Genomic DNA, 18592 nt, shown 5'->3' on the forward strand with positions numbered 1-18592 from the left:
CGGGACGAAAAAGGGCGGACCGGCTGGCTGGCCGATCCGCCCCGATTGTTCAGTGAAACATCACGCTCAGTAGCCGCTCAGTTCGGCGACCTTCTGCGCGTGGTAGTACTGATCGCCGAGGAATTCGGCGAGCGCGCGGTCGCGCTTCATGTACAGGCCGATGTCGAATTCGTCGGTCATGCCGACGCCGCCGTGCATCTGCACGCCTTCGCGCACGGCAAGGCTGGACGCCTTGCCCGCCTTGGCCTTGGCCACCGCGACCATCAGCTCGGCCTTTTCCGAGCCCGCATCGAGCAGCTGCTGCGCCTTCATAACCGTGGCATCCGCGATCTCGATCTCGGAATAGAGATGCGCGGCGCGGTGCTGCAGCGCCTGGAATTCGCCGATCAGCTGGCCGAACTGCTTGCGCGTCTTGAGGTAGTTGGTGGTGATGTCGAAGGCGCCCGAAGCAACGCCGGTCTGTTCGGCGGCGGCACCGAGGCGGCCTGCGGAAAGCACCTTGTTGAGCAGGGCACGGCCGCCATCGACTTCGCCGATCACGGCGCTGCCATCGAGTTCGACATTATCGAAGGTGACGTGGCTGGCCATGGCGCTGTCGACCAGGCGGACCGAGTTGTGGCCGACGCCGACGGCATCCTTGGGCACCGCGAACAGCGTGATGCCATCGGCATCGCTGTCGCTGCCCGACGTGCGCGCGGCGACGATGATCGCATCGGCCGAAGCGCCCTGGACGACGAAATCCTTCTTGCCGGAAAGGCGGAAGCCGTTGCCAGACCGTTCGGCGCGCGCGGCGATGCGTTCGGGCCGGTGCTTGGCACCTTCGTCGATGGCGATGGCGAGGACAGCATCGCCCGCGATCACGCCCGGAAGATAACGGCCCTTGAGATCGGCCGAGGCTTCGGACAGCGCGGTAACGCCCATCACCGAGGTGGTGAGGAACGGCGACGGCGTGAGGTTGCGGCCGATTTCCTTGAGCACCACGCCGGCTTCGACATGGCCCATGCCAAGCCCGCCATCGGCTTCGGCCGCGAGCATTCCGGTGAGGCCCATTTCGGCGAACTGCTTCCACAGCGCATGGCCGAAGCCATCCTGGCAGTTGATATCGCGGAAGTGGCGCAGCTGCTTCTTGATCGAACCTTCATCGGCCAGGAAGCCGGTGACGGTATCGGCGAGCATCGCCTGATCTTCGTTCAGGTACAAAGGCATTGGGGATCTCCCGTCCCGGTGCGGGCGAGGCGCGAAGGCCATACCCGCTGAGAAAATTCGTTAGATGGCCCAACCCGATCGTCCTGAGCCTGTCGAAAGGCTGACTTTGTCTTCAACGGTCGTGCGCGAAGAACAAGGACAGTGGTTCGACAGGCTCAGCACCACGGAAGTGGGCCGCCTGCGGGTGCTTTACGCGCCCGGCAGTTCGAGGATGCGCTTCGAGACCACGTTCAGCATGACCTCGCTTGTGCCGCCCTCGATCGAGTTGGCCTTGGTACGCAGCCACGCACGCGGCAGGGCGCCGCCCTCGGTCTCCTCGCTCTCCCATTCGAGCGCGGTGCTGCCACCCGCCGACATGAGCAGTTCGTGGCGCGACTTGTTCAGTTCGGTCCCGGCGTACTTCATCATGTTCGGGAACGCGGGGTGGCCCTTGCCGACCTTGACCTCGTCCATGAACTTCTCGCTCATCGCGGTGAAGGCAAGGGCATCGACGTCGAACAGGGCGACCTGCGCGCGCAGCACGGGATCTTCGAGCACACCGTTGCGGGCGAGCGTCGCACCGAGCGAGCCGGCGCGGTCTGCGCCGCCGGTGGCCGATATCATCTCGCGTTCGTGGCCCAGCAGATACTTGGCAACGTCCCAGCCGCGGTTGAGCTGGCCGACGATCTGGTCCTTGGGCACCTTCACGTTGTCGAAGAAGGTTTCGCAGAACGGCGAGCTGCCGGAGATCAGCTTGATCGGCTTGGTGGTGACGCCGGGGCTGGTCATGTCGAACAGCAGGAAGCTGATGCCCTGGTACTTGTTGGTCTTGTCGGTGCGGACAAGGCAGAAGATCCAGTCGGCCTTGTTGGCATAGGACGTCCAGATCTTCTGGCCGTTGACCACCCAGTGATCGCCCTTGTCCTCGCCATAGGTCTGCAAGGAGACGAGGTCCGAGCCCGAGCCGGGTTCGGAATAGCCCTGGCACCAGCGGATTTCGCCGCGCGCGATCTGGCCGAGGTAGTGGACCTTCTGTTCTTCGGTACCGAACTTGAGCAGCGCGGGGCCGAGCATCCAGATGCCGAAGCTCGACAGCGGGGGCCGCGCGTTGATGCGGACCATCTCTTCGCGCCAGATCTTCGCTTCGGCCGGAGTCATCCCGGCGCCGCCATAGGCCTTGGGCCAATCGGGCACGGTGTAGCCCTTGGCGACGCAGCGTTCGAGCCAGACCTTCTGCGCCTCGTTCTTGAACTTGAAGTTGCGACCGCCCCAGCAGGCGTCGTCATCATCGCGCACCGGCTCGCGCATTTCGGGCGGGCAGTTCTCCTCCAGCCAGGCGCGGATTTCCTGCCGGAAGGCTTCCAGGTCAGACATCGATAGACTCCTCTCTTAATCGACAAATTAAGTCGAGTCGAACCCCGCTGGCAAGCGCAGATTTCCGCCATTTGCGGGTATACGTGCATGCCGTAGCGTAAAGTGCGAAGCCATTGACGATGCTCGTTACGGGCCTAAGCTGGCGGCAAAACACATAACGATGGAGAGGAACATGCGCTTTGCCGGAAAGACGGTGGTGATCACCGGGGCAGCCTCGGGAATCGGCCGCGCCACGGCGATCAAGTTCGCGGGCGAAGGCGCGCTGGTCTATGCCGCCGACATCGACGAAAAGGGCCTTTCCGAAACCGCCGCCGCCTCCAACGGGCAAGTCACCTGCGTGCGCTGCGACGTGACCAGCACCGAGGACATCAAGGCGCTGATGGACCGCGCCGCGGCCGAGACCGGCGGGATCGACACGGTGTTCAACAACGCCGGCGCCGGCGGCGATCGCGCCCCCATCGACGAGATCGAGCCCGAAGGCTGGGACCGGACGATGGACCTGCTGCTGCGCTCCGTGGCGTTCGGCATCCGCTATGCCGTGCCGCACATGAAGGGCCGCAAGGGCGCCTCGATCGTCAACACATCGAGCGTGGCAGCGATCGGGCCGGGCTATTCGCCCAATGCCTATGCCGTGGCCAAGGCCGGCGTGCTGCACCTGACCAAGACCAGCGCGGCGGACCTTGCCCGCCACCAGATCCGGGTGAACGCGGTGCAGCCGGGCTTCATCAACACCAATATCTTCACCCGCGCGATCGGGCTGCCCGAAGAGGTCGAGGCGCAGGCCAAGGCGGTGATCGCCGGCATTTCAGCACAGGCACAGCCGGTGGCGCGCGGCGGCCAGGGCGACGACATCGCCGAAGCGGTGATGTTCCTGGCGAGCGAAGCGGCGGGCTTCGTCAACGGCACATCGCTGATCGTCGACGGGGGCCTTACCATCGGGCCGCGCCATTCGTGGGACGAAAGCACGCCGGGGCTGTTCCAGCAGCTGGAAGCGATGGCGAACGCCGCGCCGGCCCAGGGATAACCAACAGGATTCAAGCCCGGATTAGCCGAGCACGATTTGGAATACCGCCGCCGGTGAAGCCTGCGGCCGCAAAGGAGAAACGCGATGAAAGCCGCCATCCTCGAAAAAGCCGGCCAGCCGCTGGTCATCGACGACCTGACCGTGTCGAAGCCCGGCCCGCACGAGGTGCTGATCCGCACCGCCGCCTGCGGCCTGTGCCATTCGGACCTGCACTTTATCGAAGGCACCTATCCCCACGCCATGCCGGCAGTGCCGGGGCATGAGGCCGCCGGTATCGTCGAGGCGGTCGGCAGCGAAGTGCGCACGGTCAAGGTGGGTGACGCGGTCGTTACCTGCCTTTCGGCCTATTGCGGGCACTGCGAATTCTGCGTCACCGGCCGCATGGCGCTGTGCCTGGGCGGGGATACCCGCCGTGCCGCGGGCGATGCGCCGCGTCTAACCCGCAGCTCGGACGGCAGCACGGTCAACCAGATGCTCAACCTTTCGGCCTTTGCCGAGATGATGCTGGTCCACGAACATGCCTGCGTGGCGATCAACCCCGACATGCCGCTCGATCGCGCGGCGGTGATCGGCTGCGCGGTTACGACGGGCGCGGGCGCGGTGTTCAACGCTTGCAAGGTGACGCCGGGCGAAACGGTTGCCGTGGTGGGCTGCGGCGGCGTCGGCCTCGCCACGATCAATGCGGCGCGGATCGCCGGCGCCGGGCGGATCATCGCGGCAGACCCCATGCCGGAGAAGCGCGAACTGGCCAAGAAGCTCGGTGCGACCGACGTGATCGACGCGTTGGACCCCGATGCCGCCAAGCAGATCGTCGAGCTGACCAAGGGCGGGGTCGACCACGCGATCGAGGCGGTCGGGCGCCCGGCTTCGGCCAATCTTGCCGTCGCCACGCTGCGCCGTGGCGGCACCGCGACGATCCTGGGCATGATGCCGCTCAACGAAAAGGTCGGCCTTGCCGCGATGGACCTGCTCTCGGGCAAGAAGCTGCAGGGCGCGATCATGGGCGCGAACCGCTTCCCGGTCGATCTGCCGCGTCTGGTCGATTTCTACATGCGCGGGCTGCTCGATCTCGACACGATCATCGCCGAGCGCATCCCGCTTTCGGGCATCAACGAAGGCTTCGAGAAGATGAAGGCGGGCCACACGGCGCGCAGCGTCATCGTCTTTGAATAAGGGCCATCGGGTTCCGCGCAACTGTCCCCCAACCCCGTCTGTCCTGAGCCTGTCGAAGGACCGCTCTTCTTTTGAAGCCAAGCGCTAGGACCGAAGAGAAGACCGACCCTTCGACAAGCTCAGGGTGGCCGGGGCTGGGATTTGCAGCACGTATTGGATTTGAATAATGACCGGACCCATCGACGCACAGGCTGCCTTCACCGGCACGGTGGAACCAGAAGGCGCGGACCGGCTGGACGAGGCTGCCCTCACCCGCTGGTTCGAGGACAATGTCGCGGGCTTTGCCGGGCCGATCTCGGTGCGAAAGTTCAAGGGCGGGCAATCGAACCCGACCTATCGCATCGAGACACCCCGCCGCGCCTATGTCCTGCGGCGCAAGCCGTTCGGCAAGCTGCTGCCATCGGCGCACGCGGTGGACAGGGAATTCAAGGTACAGTCCGGCCTGTCGCGCGCCGGCTTCCCAGTCGCTCCGCAATATGGCCTGTGCACCGACGACAGCGTGATCGGCTCGATGTTCTACGTCATGGGCTGCATCGAGGGGCGCACCATCTGGGATGGCGCGATGCCGGGCGCCACGCCCGGGGATCGCCACGCGACCTATATCGAGATGGTCGATACGCTGGCCGCGCTCCACAATGTCGATGTCGGGGCGGCAGGGCTGTCCGATTTCGGCAAGCCCGGCAACTACTTCGGGCGGCAGGTGGACCGCTGGACCAAGCAGTATCGCTTGTCCGAAACCGAGGCGATGCCCGAAATGGAGCGGCTGATCGAATGGCTGCCGGCCACGCTGCCCGAACAGACCCGCACCAGCGTGGTCCACGGCGATTATCGCATCGACAACATGATCTATGCGCCCAGCGCGCCCAAGGTGCTTGCCGTACTCGACTGGGAACTGTCGACGCTGGGCGATCCCCTGGCGGACTTCACCTACCTGTGCATCGCCTGGTTCACCGACAACGCCGGACGTTCGGGCGTGCAGGACCTCGACCGCAAGGCGCTCGGCATTCCCGAGCTGGATGAAGTGGTGGCGCGCTATTGCGAGAAGACGGGGCGCAATGGCCTCGAAAACCTCGACTGGTATCTTGCCTACAACTTCTTCCGCCTGACCGGCATCGTCCAGGGGATCAAGAAGCGGGTGATCGACGGCACCGCTTCATCGGCGCACGCCAAGGCAAACTCCGAGCGGGTCTATCCCCTGGCGCAGGCGGCGTGGACGTTCGCGCAACGCGCAGGCGCCGCCTGAAACGGAAAAGGGCGGCGCCGATACCCGGCACCGCCCCGTTTTCCATGAGCTGAAACGCGCGATCAGGCCGCTTCGGCGCGCTTTTCGCTGCGTTCGAGGTTGAGCATTTCCGCAAGCAGGAATGCCAGCTCGATCGACTGCGCCGCGTTTAGGCGCGGATCGCAGTGGGTGTGGTAGCGATCGGCGAGACCTTCCTGCGTGATCGCGACGGCGCCGCCGGTGCATTCGGTCACGTCGCGCCCGGTCATCTCGATATGGATGCCGCCCGCATGGGTGCCTTCTGCACGGTGCACCGCGAAGAAGCCCTTCGCTTCGCCCAGGATGCGGTCGAACGGACGCGTCTTGTAGCCGTTATCCGCCTTGATCACGTTGCCGTGCATCGGATCGCAGCTCCACACCACCGGGTGGCCTTCGCGCTTCACCGCGCGGACCAGCGGGGCGAGCCCGGCTTCGACCTTGTCGTGTCCGAAGCGGCTGATCAGGGTGATCCGGCCGGCTTCACGCGCGGGATTGAGCGTATCGAGCATCTTGAGCAGCGCATCGGGCGTGAGGCTGGGCCCGCACTTCATGCCGATGGGGTTGTTCACGCCGCGCAGGTATTCGACATGCGCCGATCCTTCGAAGCGGGTGCGATCGCCGATCCAGAGCATGTGTGCGCTGGTATCGTACCATTCGCCGGTCAGCGAGTCCTGCCGCGTCATCGCCTCTTCATAAGGCAGCAGCAGCGCTTCGTGGCTGGTGTAGAAGCTGGTGCCCTTCAATTGCGGCACGGTCTGCGGATCGATGCCGCAGGCTTCCATGAAATCGAGCGATTCGCCGATCTTGTCGGCCATTTCGCTGAACTTGGTTGCCCACGGGCTCTTGCCGATGTGCTCCAGCGTCCACTGGTGGACCTGGCGCAGGTTGGCATAGCCGCCGGTCGAGAACGCGCGGAGCAGATTGAGCGTTGCGGCGGCCTGCGAATAGGCGCGCAGCATGCGCTCCGGATCCGGAATGCGGGATTCGGCGGTGAATTCGATGCCGTTGATGTTGTCGCCCAGGTAGCTCGGCAGCTCGACATCACCGATCTTTTCCACCGGCGACGAGCGCGGCTTGGCGAACTGGCCCGCCATGCGGCCGACCTTCACCACAGGCTGCTTGCTGGCGAAAGTCAGCACCACCGCCATCTGCAGCAGCACGCGGAACGTGTCGCGGATGTTGTTGGGGTGGAATTCGGCAAAGCTTTCGGCGCAGTCCCCGCCCTGGAGCAGAAAACCCTTGCCCGCCGCCACCTGGGCCAGATCGGCCTTGAGCGCGCGTGCTTCGCCCGCAAACACCAGCGGCGGAAAGCTCGTCAGGGTCTGTTCGACCGCGTGAAGCTTGTCCGCGTCCGGGTAGGTCGGCAGATGCCGCGCCTCAGCCCCACGCCAGCTGTTTGCATTCCAGTTGTTTGCCACTGTTCCTTCCTTTCAAGACGCGCGGCCATACGCGCGCCGTGGCACAAATGCAAAGGAAGGCTGGCGATCACTGCAATCGGATGCGTCGCTTGGGGCGCGACGCATCCGTTTCGTTTCACTTCTTCTGCGGCACGACCTGCAGGTGCCATGAACGATCGCGCACCAGGTAACGGCTGGCCAGGGCCTGCATCCGTTCAGGCGTGGTGGTGCTGTAGTCGGACAGGATCGAGCGGATATCGTCGAACTTGCCCGGTTCCAGCGCACCGCCCTGCAGCTGGTACATGTAGAAGCCGTTGCCGGTGCTGGCGCGGGTGATCAGCTGCTTCATCGGTTCGGTTACGCGGGCAATCTCGTCCGCAGTCGGCGGATTGGCTGAAAGGTCGGCGGCAATCTTGTCTGCGGCGGCGAAGAACGCCGGCAGATCCTGCGGACGCAGCTGGACCGTTGCGGCGATATAGCCGCCCGAGGGCAGGTCGGTCGGCCAGACCGAGTTGACCTGCGGCGCGTAGCTCGCACCGATCTTCTCGCGCATTTCGTCGAACAGGCGGATGTTGAAGATCTGCGTGAGCAGTTCGAGCTGGCGCGATTCGCGCACGCCGCCGCGGCCACCGCCGGTCGGCCAAGCGACCATGGCGGCGGCCGTGTTGGCATCGCCGTGGTGGGTAAGCGTCAGCGGCTCGACGTTGTGCGCAGGAATCGTCGGCGACAGCTTGGGCGGCACGGCATCGGGCCGCTTGGGCAGAGCGCCGAAGGTCTTCTGCAGCGCGGCAACCGCCTCGTCGCGGTTGAAATCGCCGAACATGTCGACCTCGATCGGCCCTTGCGCGAGCAGCGGCTCCCACACGCGGCGGAATCCTTCGGGCGTGACCTTGTCCAGTTCGGCCGGGTTCGGCTGGGCGTAGCGCGGGTCGCCGTTCTTGAGCAGCCAGCCTGCATCGCGGGCGAGCACCGACTGCGGCGAGGCATTGGTCGCCTCGTAGCCGAGCTTGGCCGCGGCACGGGCGCGCAGGATCGGGTTGGCATCCCAGCGCGGCATGCCGAGCTTGCCGGCAAACAGGTAGAGCTGGTCGGCAAGGTCGGCAGGCCGGGTGTCGGCGCTCATCACGAAGTCGGTATCGTCGATGTCGAAATCGAGGCTGAGCTTGCGTCCGGTGGCCAGCCGGTCGAGCTCGTCGCGGCCCAGCTTACCAAAGCCGCTGTCCATCAGCGCCATTTCGCCCATCGAGCCATAGACCGCATCCTTGGGGTCGATCGCGGCATAGCCCCCGCCGAACCGGACGCGCAGGATGATGCGACCGGGCTCTGCCGCATTGTGCCAGAGCAGCGCCTTGACCCCGTTGGACAGTTCGATCCGCTCGATGCCGAGCAGGCCTGCGGGGGCGGCTGACGCCACGGTGCCCGGCTGGCCGATCGGCGGCAGGTCCGAGAACTTGAGCGTGTTGGCCGAGATACGGCTGCCCGACGCGGCATCGACCGGCGCGGTCAGCGCGGCCTTGACGTCGGCCTCGGTGCCGTCGCTCGCCTTGGGGGTGATCAGGACGCCGCGGATCACGGCGCCCTGGAACAGTGCGCGGGTATGTTCGAACACCGCCTTGGGCGTGAACAGCGGTTTCGATTTCTGGAAGATATCGTAGACGGTGTCAGGATTGGCGACGGTTTCGCGGATGTCGACCGCGTTGGCGATGTCGTCGGCGAGCTTCGAGCCAGCAAGCGTCTCCTGCGTTTCGACCGGCACCTTGAAGGCGACGTCGAATTCGGCGACTTCGCGCTCGATTTCTTCGGGGCTCGGCGGGGTGGCCAGCGCATCGGCGATGACGGCGCGCACGTCGTGGACGGCGCTCTTCCAGTCATCGCCCAGCGGCGTGACGGTGATCAGCGTGGTGTCGGCGGAACGGCTGACATCCTGCTGTTCGACCGAGGCGGCAAGGAAGCTCGCCGTGCCGCGCGCCTTGGCTTCGAGCCGGCGGTTGATGAGCGCAAGGCCGAGGCGGTCGATCATCAGCCCCTGGTTGTAGGCGATGGTATCGTCGACCTGGGTCCAGGGCCGCAGGATCGCATAGTTGAACAGGCGCGGCAGGTCGGGTTCGACAAGGACGCGGGTTTCGCCCACCGGATTGGCCGGATCGGCACCGGCGGGCCGCACCGGCTTGCCGAAATCGGGCTGGGGCGGCTTCTTGCCGACCTTCTTCCAGCCGCCGAACCAGTTGGCGATCTGCGCCACCATCTGCGCCGGCTCGGCATCGCCCGCCACGATGATGACGGTATTGTCGGGGCGGTACCACTTGTCGTGGAAGGCCTTGATGGTCTCTGGCGTGGCCGCGTTGAGCGTATCGACCGTGCCGATCGGCGAGCGGGTGGCGAGCGGCTGCCCGGTGAAGAACAGGCCGCGCGTGCCGTCGATCACGCGGCTTTGCGGACCGGTCCGCTCGCGCATTTCGGCGAGCACGATCGGCACTTCGGTCTTGACGCCCACGGGCGTGAAGATCGGTGCGGTGATCATGCCCGACAGCAGCTTGAACGTTTCGTCGAGCTTGTTGGCGTCGACTTCAGGAACGTCGAGCTTGTAGACGGTCTGCGTCGCGCTGGTTTCGGCATTGGTGTCGCTGCCGAACGTCGCGCCGAGCTTCTGCCAGGTCGGGATGGCCTCCCCCGCCTTGAGATACTTCGAATCGCGGAAGGTGAGATGTTCGATCAGGTGGGCGTAACCGCGCTGGGCGTCGGTTTCGTACATCGACCCCGCATCGACCAGCACGCGCACCGAAACCTGGCCCGGCGGCACGCCGTTCTTGCGCACCGCATAACGCAAGCCATTGGGCAGGATGCCGAACACCCACTCCTTGTCATGCGGCACGTCGCTGCCCTGGTAGAGCCAGTTGGTCGGATCGACCTTGCCGGTAGCCGCCTTGGCCGGCGCCGGCCGTGCCGCGGTGGGTTGGGGAAGCACCAGCGCACTGGCAAGCAGAAGCGCGGCAAACCGGACGAAGCGCTGCGAAGAGCCCGAATTCGATGTCATCGCAGTGTCTATAGGGGCGCGCAAAGTGAAGGGCCAGTGAATAGCCCTTCGCTTCACGCAGAGACTTTCAGTTCTTCGGCGCGGGCACTGGCGCGGTCGGTGCGGCGCCTTCCTGTGCGCCCTGCTGCTTCTGCATTTCGGCGCGCATCGCCTCGACTTCGGCAGGGGTCCGGGAATCGATCAGTTCGATCTGGAACACGAGATCGGCGTTGGCCGGGATCGGGCCAGAGGCATTGGCGCCATAGCCGAGCGCGGCGGGGATGCAGAAGCGGTAGGTCGAACCGCGCGCCATGGTCTGAACGCCTTCGGCAAAGCCCGGGATCACTCCGTCGAGCCGCAGCGGTGCGCCGGCGTTCTGGTCGAACACGGCGCCGGTCGCCGCAAGGTAACCGATGTAGTTGACGAGCACGAAGTCATCCTTGGCCGGCTTGGGACCATTGCCCGCCTTGAGCACCTGGTACCCGAGGCCCGAGGCCGTCTTCGCGCTGCAGCTGCGGAACGCTGCGCCCACGGTGGGCATCAGCGGCACCGGCAGGATACCGGTTGGGGCAGCCGCCGCAGCGGGCGCGGTGGCCGCAGTGGCCGACTGGGCCGGGAGTGCGAGGACGACGAGCGTGGCGAATGCGGCGGTGCGCGCGAGGGTGCTGTTCATGTGATGCGCAGCTATAGCGGGCGACGCGGCGACATTACAACTTGGCCACCTGCGGCATGATCAAGGAATTGGGCGCGGCTTGGGCCTTGACCCTCCCCTCACCCGGCCTACATGCGGAAGCATGTTCATCGAAACCGAAACCACGCCCAACCCCTCCACCCTGAAGTTCCTTCCGGGCGAGCAGGTCATGGCTGCCGGAACGCGCGAGTTCACATCCCCCGAGGAGGCCGAGGCTTCGCCGCTGGCGCAAGCGCTGTTCGATCTCGGCGACGTGACCGGCGTGTTCTATGGCCGCGAGTTCGTATCGGTGACGATCGCGCCGGGCGCGCAATGGTCCGACGTCAAGCCCCAGGTGCTCTCGCTTCTGCTCGACCATTTCGTCAGCCAGGCCCCGCTGTTCGTCGGCGGTTCGGCTGGCGGCATTGCCGTACCGCCCGCGGACGAGGATTTCGGCGATGACCCGGCCGATGCCGACGTGGTCGAACAGATCAAGGACCTGATCGAAACGCGCGTTCGCCCCGCGGTTGCCAACGATGGTGGCGACATCATCTATCGCGGATTTCGCGAAGGCATCGTCTACTTGCAGATGCAGGGCGCCTGCTCTGGCTGCCCATCGTCGACCGCCACGCTCAAGAACGGGATCGAGAGCCTGCTCAAGCACTACGTTCCCGAAGTGAACGAAGTGCGCGCGGCCTGACGCCAGAGGAACTGCCAGACCGATGACCCAGCCTCTTTCCGATGCCGCACTCGACCAGCTGTTCCGCACGGCGCGCAGCTATAACGGCTATCTCGACAAGCCGGTCAGCGAACAGCAGTTGCATCAGATCTGGGAGCTGATGAAGTTCGGGCCGACATCGGCCAACCAGATGCCAGCGCGCCTTGTCTGGTGCGTGTCGGACGAGGCGAAGGAAAAGCTCGCTTCGCTGGCCGGTGGCACGAACCCGGACAAGATCCGCACGGCGCCGGTAACGGTCATTATCGGCATGGACCTCGATTTCCACGAACAATTGCCATGGCTGTTCCCGCACGCCGACGCAAAGAGCTGGTTCGAAGGCAACGAAGCGCTCCGCGAAGTATCGGCGATGCGCAATTCGACGCTGCAGGGGGCCTACTTCATCATGGCGGCCCGCGCGATCGGGCTGGATACCGGCCCGATGTCGGGCTTCGACAATGCCGGCGTCGACGCTGCGTTCTTTGCCGACAGTCCCCGCGTTAAGTCGAACTTCATTTCGACTTTGGGCTATGGCGATCCGGCGACGATCTTCGAGCGTTCGCCCCGCCCCGACTTCCCCACCTTCAATACCATAGCCTGAGCCGAAGAAGGAACTGCGCTTGCGCCGCTTGGTGATCGACAGCGCGACCGAAGCCTGTTCGGTCGCGCTGTTCGAGGATGACCGGCTTGTTGCCGGTGAATGTCTGATGCTGGGTCGCGGGCATGCCGAACGGCTGGTGCCGCTGATCGACGCCCTCCCCGGCAAGGGCCGCGCCGATCGCATCGCCGTGGACATCGGGCCAGGCAGCTTCACCGGCATCCGCGTTGGCCTCGCCGCCGCCCGCGCGCTGGGCCTTGCCTGGAACGTGCCGGTCGAAGGCTACGACAGCCTTGGCCTGATTGCCGCAATGGCCCGCGCTGCCCATCCCGGTCGCCCGATCGACGTGGTGACGACCGGCGGGCATGGCGAATGGTTCTTCCGCGCCTTCGACGCGAACGGCGCGCCGTTGGGCGATCTGGTTTCAGCCGATCCCGAGGCCGTGACGAAAATGTCGCGAGGCGAGATATTGGCTGGCAGCCAGGCCGAAGCATTGGCCCTGCGTCGCGACGGTGGCGCTCTGTCTGCCTTTGCGCTTTGGCCGGACGCCCGCGCGTTTCCCCTGCTTGGCGCCGATGCGCTGTCGGCCGATGTGGCTGCGCGCTATGGCCGCGCGCCTGATGCGCGGCTGCCCGGCGCGGCGTGAGGTAGGCTTGCCGTGATGGACGATCTCGATCGCATCATGGCAGTGATGGAGCAGGCCTTCGCCCCGGAGTTTGGCGAGGCCTGGAACCGGCGGCAGGTGAGCGACGCGCTGCTCATGCCCAACACGCGTTACGGCCTGATTACTAGCGAAGGTCAGCCCAACGTTCGCACGTTGGATACTGTGGCAGGATTTTTCCTGTCGCGCAGTATTCTTGACGAAGAGGAACTGCTGCTTTTCGCCATTTCTCCGGCATTTCGCCGTCGCGGCCTGGGTCATGCGCTACTTGGACGCTTCATCGAATCCGCAAGAAGTACTGGCATGAAGCGCCTGTTTTTGGAGATGAGAGACGGCAATCCTGCTGGAATTCTTTACATTTCGCATGGATTTCGGGCGGTGGGGCGACGGCCGAACTACTACCGGACACCCGCCGGGATCACCCTCGACGCGATCAGTCACGCCCTGGATCTGTGATTTCTTCCTGTTTTTCAGCCGTTTATGAATTTTCGGTCATTATTGCGAATCCGTCATGTCAATACAGTTGTTTCTTGGCCACAACTCTTTATAAGGCGTAACTGTAATAAGGAATCGCAACCGACATTCGCTGCGTCGCAGCAATGGACGAGAATAAGGGTCGAAAACATGGCTGAAATCGAACACGACATGCGCGAAACGCTCATCACCCTCACTTCCGATATCGTAGCCGCACACGTCAGCAACAACAGCGTTGCGGTCGGAGACCTTCCGACGTTGATTTCAAACGTCTATTCGGCGCTTGCCGGCATTAACACAACCGAACCGGTGGCAGAACCGGCGCCTGAACCGGCAGTTTCGGTTCGCTCTTCGGTGAAGAACGATCACATCGTCTGTCTTGAAGACGGCAAGAAGCTCAAGATGCTCAAGCGCCATCTTGCGACGCGCTACAACATGACTCCGGAACAGTATCGCGCGCGCTGGAACCTGCCCGCCGACTATCCGATGGTCGCCCCGGCCTACGCCGAGAAGCGTCGCGAACTCGCCAAGAAGATCGGCCTCGGCCGTAAGCCCGCGCCCAAGCGTGGTCGCGCCAAGACGGCGGCCTGATCTCCACGGGATCGTCAGGTTGCCCGGTTGAAGAAATGGCCTGCCGGTCTATGATCGGCGGGCCATTTTTCTAAGTGACGGATCCAAAGTGCATCAGGCCATCGATATCGAAGCTCTCTGCGCGGAACGTGGCCTGCGGATCACCGACCAGCGCCGCGTGATCGCCAAGGTGCTTTCCGAGAGCAATGACCACCCCGACGTTGAGAAACTGCACGAGCGTGCCTCGGCCGTCGATCCGCGCATCTCGATCGCCACGGTATATCGCACCGTGCGCCTGTTCGAAGAGGCCGGCATCCTCGACCGCCACGATTTCGGCGATGGGCGTGCCCGCTATGAAGCAACGCCCGAAGCGCACCACGACCACCTGATCGACGTCGAGACCGGCAAGGTGATCGAATTCGTCGATCCCGAGCTCGAAGCGTTGCAGCGGCAGATTGCCGAAAAGCTCGGCTATCGGCTGGTCGATCACCGCATGGAACTCTACGGCGTCAAGCTTGACCGCGAAGGCTGAACGCCCGATCGGCCCGCCCCGGGGGGCGCCGATCGATCTGGCCGGCAAGCTCCGGATCGGCCTGCGCGCGTTCCCCCTGGTGCTGGCCCTGCTGGTCTGCGTGCCGCTCCACTATGTCTGGCGCACGCTGCATTACGGATCGCCGATCCCGATGCTGTTCCTGCGCACGGCCGCGCGCATCGCCGGTGCACGTGTTCGCACACACGGCACGCACCTGCGTCGGGACGTATTCTTCATTTCCAACCACGTTTCATGGGTCGACATCCTGGCGCTGGCCGGGGCGAGCGGCACCGCCTTCGTCGCCAAGGCCGAACTGGAGCGCGCCCCGGTGGTTGGATGGCTGTCCAAGCTCAACCGCACCGTCTTCGTATCGCGCGAGGATCGCATGGGCGTGGCCGACCAGATCAACCGGCTGAAGGAGGCGCTGGCGGACAACTGGTCGGTGACGGTGTTCCCGGAAGGCACCACCACCGACGGACAGTCGCTGCTGCCGTTCAAGACCGCGATGCTGCGCGTGCTCGAACCGCCGCCTCCGGGCGTGCTGGTCCAGCCGGTCGTGCTCGACTACGGCCCGGTCGCCGAATGGATCGGCTGGATCGGGGACGAAAGCGGGATCGCCAATGCGCTGCGCGTCCTTTCGCGCAAGGGAAGCTTCCGGCTCGACGTGCACTATCTCGAACCGTTCCACCCGCGTGACCATCCGGGGCGCAAGGCGATCGCGGCGCAGGCACGCGCGCAGATCGTACCGGCGCTGGAAGCCGCGCTGGGCAAGCCGCTGCGCCCCTTTGCGCTCGATGTGCCGCAAGTGCGCTTCGCCGCCCCCGCCGCTTCCGCCGAGGCGTCGGAGGGCTAGCCCTTCACCCCCCTTGCGAAATCGCGTAAGGGGCGCGGCTTATGTCCACTTCGACTCCTCCCAAGACGTTTCACGTCAAGAGCTTCGGCTGCCAGATGAACGTCTATGACGGCGAGCGCATGGCCGAGCTGTTGACCGCGCAGGGCATGACCGCGGCCGACGCGCGCGACGATGCCGATCTCGTCGTGCTCAACACCTGCCACATCCGCGAGAAGGCGACCGAAAAGGTCTATTCCGACATCGGGCGGCTGCGGCGCGACGATGGCACGAGCCCGCTGATCGCGGTCGCAGGGTGCGTGGCGCAGGCCGAGGGCGAGGAGATCATGGCGCGTGCGCCGTCGGTGAAGGTCGTGGTCGGCCCGCAGGCCTACCACCGCCTGCCCGACATGGTGGCGGAAGCTGCGGCGGGAAAGCGCGCGACCGAAACCGACATGCCGGCCGAAGCCAAGTTCGCCGCGCTGCCCAAGCGGCGACGGTCTGGGCCGAGTGCGTTCCTGACCGTGCAGGAAGGCTGCGACAAGTTCTGCACTTATTGCGTGGTGCCCTATACGCGCGGCGCCGAAATCAGCCGCCCCTTTGCCGACCTTGTCGAAGAGGCAAAGCTGCTGGTGGCAGGTGGCGCGCGCGAGATCACCCTGCTGGGCCAGAACGTGAACGCGTGGACGGGCGAGGACGACAAGGGCCGCGCCGTGGGGCTTGACGGGCTGATCCGCGTTCTTGCCGCCGATCCCGACCTGGCGCGTATCCGCTATACCACCAGCCATCCCAACGACATGACCGACGGCCTGATCGCCGCGCATGGCGAGATCGAGAAGCTGATGCCGTTCCTGCATTTGCCGGTACAAGCCGGCAACGACAGAGTGCTGAGGGCGATGAACCGCAGCCACAGCGTCGAAAGCTACTTGCGCGTGCTTGAGCGGGTGCGTGCGGCGCGGCCCGATATTGCCTTGTCGGGTGACTTCATCGTGGGTTTCCCCGGGGAAACCCAACAGGAATTCGAAGATACGCTGCGGCTTGTCGATGCGGTCGGCTATGCCCAGGCGTTCAGCTTCAAGTACTCGGCGCGCCCCGGAACGCCGGCGGCGACGATGGAAGGCCACGTTCCCGCAGCCGTGATGGACGAGCGGCTCAAGCGCCTGCAGGACGCCCTCAACCGCGACCAGCAGGCGTTCAACAAAGCGAGCGTCGGGCGCACCTGCGATGTCCTGGTTGAACGGCACGGCAAGCACGCAGGCCAATGGCTGGGCAAATCGCCGTGGCTGCAATCGGTGCATTTCACGGGCGAGGCGCAGATCGGCGATCTGGTGCGCGTGGAACTGGTCGAGGCGGGGCCAAACTCCCTGGCGGGCAAGGTCCTGACTGCGGTTTCGGCCTGAAGTTTTGACCTGACGTTTCTGACACCTGAGGCGCATTCACCACAAGCCTGTGCAAATCGTCGTGCGTGCCACCCTTTTCGGGCGGGCCTGTCTTGCGCCCGCAACATCGGCCCCTAATCTCTGCAAGGAACCCAAGCGAAAGGAGCACGCTTCCCCTCGATATGGCTCGTAAATTCCCCCGCGCCCAGGAAGCGCATCGCGACTATGGCTCCTCGGGCATGGAGCCGCATCGTCCGGATCTGCACCGGCGAGCGCGTGTCGAGGTGGAATTCGACGAACAGACGGTGTTGGGAGCGTTGTTCGGCCAGTTCGACCAGAATCTCGTCCAGATCGAGAACCGGCTCGGTGTCTATATCTCGGCCCGGGGCAACCGCGTGCTGATCGAAGGGCCCGACGATTCGGTCGCCCGGGCGCGCGAGGTCCTCAAGGGCATGCACCAGCGGCTGCTGGGCGGGCTTGAGGTGGATGCCGGCGCGGTCGAGGCATTGATCATGATGTCGAACGAACCCACCCTCGAAGGGATCATCACCGGCGCCCCCAACGGCGCGCCGCCGATCATGATCCGCACCCGCAAGAAGACGATCGTGCCGCGCAGCGCCACGCAGATCGAATACATGCGCGCGCTGGTGAAGGAGGACGTGATCTTCGCGCTCGGCCCGGCGGGCACGGGCAAGACCTACCTCGCCGTGGCGCAGGCGGTGGCGCAGCTGATTTCCGGCAGCGTGCAGCGATTGATCCTGTCCCGTCCGGCGGTCGAGGCGGGCGAGCGGCTCGGCTTTCTGCCCGGCGACATGAAGGAGAAGGTAGATCCCTATCTCCGCCCGCTCTACGATGCGCTCTACGATTGCATGCCACCCGAGCAGGTCGAGCGGCGTCTGGCATCGGGAGAGATCGAGATCGCGCCAATCGCGTTCATGCGCGGGCGCACGCTGGCGGACGCCTTCGTGATCCTCGACGAGGCGCAGAATACGACGCCGATGCAGATGAAGATGTTCCTGACCCGCTTTGGCCAGAACAGCCGGATGGTGATCTGCGGCGATCCTAAGCAGACCGACCTGCCCGGCGGCGTCAACGCCAGCGGCCTTGCCGATGCGGTCGGCCGGCTGCAGGGCGTGGAAGGCATCGGCATGGTGCGCTTTTCCACCGCCGACGTCGTACGTCACCCGATCGTGGGGCGCATCGTCGAAGCCTATGAAGGGAGCAACGATTGAGCGCCCCCATTCTCGAAATGGACATCGACCCGGTCTGGGGCGATGCGATCGACTGGGAGGCCCTGGCCGCCAGCGCTGCCGAGGCGACCGCCAGGGTCGCCCCGGAACTGGCGCACGAAAACCTGCTGGTGAGCGTGGTGCTGGCCGACGACGACGAAGTCCATGCGCTGAACAAGCAATGGCGGGCCAAGGACAAGCCGACCAACGTGCTGTCCTTTCCCATGCTCTCGCGCGAGGAGGTCCTGCTGGCCGGAAGCAATGAAGGCGCACCCGGCATGCTGGGCGATCTCATCCTTGCCCAGGGGGTCTGCGCCCGGGAGGCGGCGGAAAAGGGCGTTTCCATCGAGGTTCATGCGAGCCACCTCGTCGTCCACGGGCTGCTCCACCTTGCCGGTCACGACCACGAACTGGGCGAGGCCGAAGCCGAGGAAATGGAAGAGCTGGAGCGGAAGGCGCTTGCGCTGATCGGCATTGCAGACCCATATGCGGTCGAAGATTGACCAGC

The 18592-nt window shown here is 65.0% G+C and carries 18 protein-coding genes; 13 read left to right on the forward strand and 5 right to left on the reverse strand.

What is annotated here, in order from left to right:
• Positions 1 to 66: 66 nt before the first annotated feature.
• Both AACH40_RS13155 and AACH40_RS13160 read right to left on the reverse strand, forming a co-directional pair.
• Positions 67 to 1206: an acyl-CoA dehydrogenase family protein gene (locus AACH40_RS13155; RefSeq protein WP_338642806.1), complete on the reverse strand. Its 1140-nt coding sequence runs from the start codon at positions 1204 to 1206 to the stop codon at positions 67 to 69.
• A 189-nt stretch (positions 1207 to 1395) separates the two neighbouring features.
• Positions 1396 to 2559, reverse strand: coding sequence for an acyl-CoA dehydrogenase family protein (locus tag AACH40_RS13160; protein ID WP_169491854.1), 1164 nt, complete (start codon positions 2557 to 2559; stop codon positions 1396 to 1398).
• A gap of 172 nt (positions 2560 to 2731) precedes the next feature.
• On the opposite strand from AACH40_RS13160, the gene AACH40_RS13165 reads away from it, so the two are divergent.
• The 3 genes from AACH40_RS13165 to AACH40_RS13175 all read left to right on the forward strand — a co-directional run bounded on the left by AACH40_RS13165 (position 2732) and on the right by AACH40_RS13175 (position 5999).
• Positions 2732 to 3583 (forward strand): SDR family NAD(P)-dependent oxidoreductase, encoded by an 852-nt coding sequence (locus AACH40_RS13165; RefSeq protein WP_169491853.1) that lies wholly within the window; start codon positions 2732 to 2734, stop codon positions 3581 to 3583.
• Positions 3584 to 3667: 84 nt separating this feature from the next.
• The gene (locus AACH40_RS13170) at positions 3668 to 4756 is read left to right on the forward strand and encodes a Zn-dependent alcohol dehydrogenase (RefSeq protein ID WP_338642807.1); all 1089 of its coding nucleotides are present in this window, start codon (positions 3668 to 3670) and stop codon (positions 4754 to 4756) included.
• 166 nt (positions 4757 to 4922) lie between these two features.
• Complete coding sequence (locus AACH40_RS13175) at positions 4923 to 5999, forward strand: phosphotransferase family protein (RefSeq protein ID WP_338642808.1); 1077 nt, start codon at positions 4923 to 4925, stop codon at positions 5997 to 5999.
• 62 nt (positions 6000 to 6061) lie between these two features.
• Here the strand turns inward: AACH40_RS13175 and AACH40_RS13180 are convergent, their stop codons facing one another.
• The 3 genes from AACH40_RS13180 to AACH40_RS13190 form a co-directional block, all read right to left on the reverse strand.
• Complete coding sequence (locus AACH40_RS13180) at positions 6062 to 7435, reverse strand: class II 3-deoxy-7-phosphoheptulonate synthase (RefSeq protein ID WP_338642809.1); 1374 nt, start codon at positions 7433 to 7435, stop codon at positions 6062 to 6064.
• Between the two features lie 115 nt (positions 7436 to 7550).
• Positions 7551 to 10448, reverse strand: coding sequence for a M16 family metallopeptidase (locus tag AACH40_RS13185; protein WP_338642810.1), 2898 nt, complete (start codon positions 10446 to 10448; stop codon positions 7551 to 7553).
• Positions 10449 to 10515: 67 nt separating this feature from the next.
• The gene (locus tag AACH40_RS13190) at positions 10516 to 11100 is read right to left on the reverse strand and encodes an FKBP-type peptidyl-prolyl cis-trans isomerase (RefSeq protein ID WP_338642811.1); all 585 of its coding nucleotides are present in this window, start codon (positions 11098 to 11100) and stop codon (positions 10516 to 10518) included.
• Between the two features lie 121 nt (positions 11101 to 11221).
• Between AACH40_RS13190 and AACH40_RS13195 the strand changes: the two genes are divergently transcribed.
• The 10 genes from AACH40_RS13195 (at position 11222) to ybeY (ending at position 18587) form a co-directional block, all read left to right on the forward strand.
• Positions 11222 to 11797: a NifU family protein gene (locus tag AACH40_RS13195; RefSeq protein WP_169491847.1), complete on the forward strand. Its 576-nt coding sequence runs from the start codon at positions 11222 to 11224 to the stop codon at positions 11795 to 11797.
• Positions 11798 to 11819: 22 nt separating this feature from the next.
• Positions 11820 to 12413, forward strand: a complete 594-nt coding sequence (locus AACH40_RS13200; protein ID WP_338642812.1) for a malonic semialdehyde reductase — start codon at positions 11820 to 11822, stop codon at positions 12411 to 12413.
• Positions 12414 to 12432: 19 nt separating this feature from the next.
• Complete coding sequence (gene tsaB, locus AACH40_RS13205) at positions 12433 to 13056, forward strand: tRNA (adenosine(37)-N6)-threonylcarbamoyltransferase complex dimerization subunit type 1 TsaB (protein ID WP_338642813.1); 624 nt, start codon at positions 12433 to 12435, stop codon at positions 13054 to 13056.
• A 15-nt stretch (positions 13057 to 13071) separates the two neighbouring features.
• The gene (locus AACH40_RS13210) at positions 13072 to 13527 is read left to right on the forward strand and encodes a GNAT family N-acetyltransferase (protein WP_338642814.1); all 456 of its coding nucleotides are present in this window, start codon (positions 13072 to 13074) and stop codon (positions 13525 to 13527) included.
• A gap of 168 nt (positions 13528 to 13695) precedes the next feature.
• On the forward strand, positions 13696 to 14136 hold the full coding sequence (locus AACH40_RS13215; protein WP_169491844.1) for a MucR family transcriptional regulator: 441 nt from the start codon (positions 13696 to 13698) through the stop codon (positions 14134 to 14136).
• Positions 14137 to 14224: 88 nt separating this feature from the next.
• Positions 14225 to 14647 carry a transcriptional repressor gene (locus AACH40_RS13220; RefSeq protein ID WP_169491843.1) on the forward strand — a complete coding sequence of 141 codons (423 nt, stop codon included), beginning with the start codon at positions 14225 to 14227 and terminating at the stop codon, positions 14645 to 14647.
• Complete coding sequence (locus AACH40_RS13225; protein WP_422394858.1) at positions 14631 to 15500, forward strand: lysophospholipid acyltransferase family protein; 870 nt, start codon at positions 14631 to 14633, stop codon at positions 15498 to 15500. Before AACH40_RS13220 ends, AACH40_RS13225 begins: the two co-directional genes overlap by 17 nt.
• Positions 15501 to 15541: 41 nt before the next feature.
• Positions 15542 to 16876 (forward strand): tRNA (N6-isopentenyl adenosine(37)-C2)-methylthiotransferase MiaB, encoded by a 1335-nt coding sequence (gene miaB / locus AACH40_RS13230; protein ID WP_338642815.1) that lies wholly within the window; start codon positions 15542 to 15544, stop codon positions 16874 to 16876.
• A 161-nt stretch (positions 16877 to 17037) separates the two neighbouring features.
• Positions 17038 to 18087 carry a PhoH family protein gene (locus AACH40_RS13235; protein WP_169491841.1) on the forward strand — a complete coding sequence of 350 codons (1050 nt, stop codon included), beginning with the start codon at positions 17038 to 17040 and terminating at the stop codon, positions 18085 to 18087.
• Entirely contained in the window at positions 18084 to 18587 is a 504-nt protein-coding gene (gene ybeY, locus AACH40_RS13240) for an rRNA maturation RNase YbeY (protein ID WP_169491840.1), read from the forward strand. Before AACH40_RS13235 ends, ybeY begins: the two co-directional genes overlap by 4 nt.
• Positions 18588 to 18592 lie beyond the last annotated feature (5 nt).

Origin of the sequence: Novosphingobium olei, assembly GCF_037076535.1 — a bacterium.
In the GTDB taxonomy this organism is placed as follows: domain Bacteria; phylum Pseudomonadota; class Alphaproteobacteria; order Sphingomonadales; family Sphingomonadaceae; genus Novosphingobium; species Novosphingobium olei.

Bases quoted from the DNA above. Each gene is read 5' to 3' on its own strand.
- AACH40_RS13155 (WP_338642806.1), bottom strand. From the start codon at position 1,206: ATGCCTTTGTACCTGAACGAAGATCAGGCGATGCTCGCCGATACCGTC.
- AACH40_RS13160 (WP_169491854.1), bottom strand. From the start codon at position 2,559: ATGTCTGACCTGGAAGCCTTCCGGCAGGAAATCCGCGCCTGGCTGGAG.
- AACH40_RS13165 (WP_169491853.1), top strand. From the start codon at position 2,732: ATGCGCTTTGCCGGAAAGACGGTGGTGATCACCGGGGCAGCCTCGGGA.
- AACH40_RS13170 (WP_338642807.1), top strand. From the start codon at position 3,668: ATGAAAGCCGCCATCCTCGAAAAAGCCGGCCAGCCGCTGGTCATCGAC.
- AACH40_RS13175 (WP_338642808.1), top strand. From the start codon at position 4,923: ATGACCGGACCCATCGACGCACAGGCTGCCTTCACCGGCACGGTGGAA.
- AACH40_RS13185 (WP_338642810.1), bottom strand. From the start codon at position 10,448: ATGACATCGAATTCGGGCTCTTCGCAGCGCTTCGTCCGGTTTGCCGCG.
- AACH40_RS13190 (WP_338642811.1), bottom strand. From the start codon at position 11,100: ATGAACAGCACCCTCGCGCGCACCGCCGCATTCGCCACGCTCGTCGTC.
- AACH40_RS13195 (WP_169491847.1), top strand. From the start codon at position 11,222: ATGTTCATCGAAACCGAAACCACGCCCAACCCCTCCACCCTGAAGTTC.
- AACH40_RS13200 (WP_338642812.1), top strand. From the start codon at position 11,820: ATGACCCAGCCTCTTTCCGATGCCGCACTCGACCAGCTGTTCCGCACG.
- AACH40_RS13210 (WP_338642814.1), top strand. From the start codon at position 13,072: ATGGACGATCTCGATCGCATCATGGCAGTGATGGAGCAGGCCTTCGCC.
- AACH40_RS13215 (WP_169491844.1), top strand. From the start codon at position 13,696: ATGGCTGAAATCGAACACGACATGCGCGAAACGCTCATCACCCTCACT.
- miaB (WP_338642815.1), top strand. From the start codon at position 15,542: ATGTCCACTTCGACTCCTCCCAAGACGTTTCACGTCAAGAGCTTCGGC.
- AACH40_RS13235 (WP_169491841.1), top strand. From the start codon at position 17,038: ATGGCTCGTAAATTCCCCCGCGCCCAGGAAGCGCATCGCGACTATGGC.